This window comes from Polaromonas sp. P4_H1 (assembly GCF_056400945.1).
The window spans coordinates 1-644 of the sequence record NZ_JBFUKG010000075.1 but is presented as its reverse complement, the minus strand read 5'-3'; the positions used below and the strand labels follow the sequence as shown (position 1 = coordinate 644).

General features: G+C 60.9%; 2 protein-coding genes. Both read right to left on the bottom strand.

Translation table 11 applies throughout. The features are described 5' to 3' along the window. The coding region (locus tag AC1DS5_RS25155; RefSeq protein WP_477720969.1) for an HAD hydrolase-like protein at positions 1-520 on the bottom strand (520 nt) is incomplete at its 3' end. Further along, positions 521-644, bottom strand: a 124-nt coding sequence (locus AC1DS5_RS25150) for a TIGR02301 family protein (RefSeq protein WP_477720970.1), incomplete at its 5' end; no start/stop codon positions are given.

Here is a 644-nt window from a genome sequence, read left to right as displayed (position 1 = left end):
TGATGTCGTGCTTGCGATCGCCGATCATGATCGCTCGCGCGGGATCGGCGGAGGTTTCGTCGAGCGCATAACGCAGCAGGTCGCTCTTGTCGACGCGAGTGCCATCGAGCTCTGAGCCAAATACGCGCGTGAAGTATTGGCGCAGGCCGAAGTGATCGACGATGCGATCGGCAAATACATGCGGCTTGCTGGTGGCGACAAACAGCCGGCGGCCTGTTGCGTGCAACGTATCGAGCGTCGCGATGACGCCATCATAAAGCGTGTTCTCGAACAGGCCGATAGTGCCGAAGCGTTCGCGATAGAGCTCAACGCCGCGATCGGCATCTTTCTCGCCGCCAAGCAGTGCCACGAAGCTGGCACGCAGCGGCGGGCCGATGCACCAGGTCAGTTCGTCCTGTGTCGGGACGGGAAGCCCGAGCTTGCCGAGCGCATATTGGATCGAGCCCGTGATGCCGATCTTGGGATCGGTCAGCGTCCCGTCGAGGTCGAAGAAGACCGTGTCGATCGCAGGTGATTTCATCTAGTTCGCATACCTTGCGGTGAGGTCGCGCGAGATCCGCGAGCCTTCGTCGATATAGCGGCGGATCGCGATACTGGCAGCAGGCGTACAGGTCCGGTAGGTCTGCTGGAAGCCGTTATAGCCA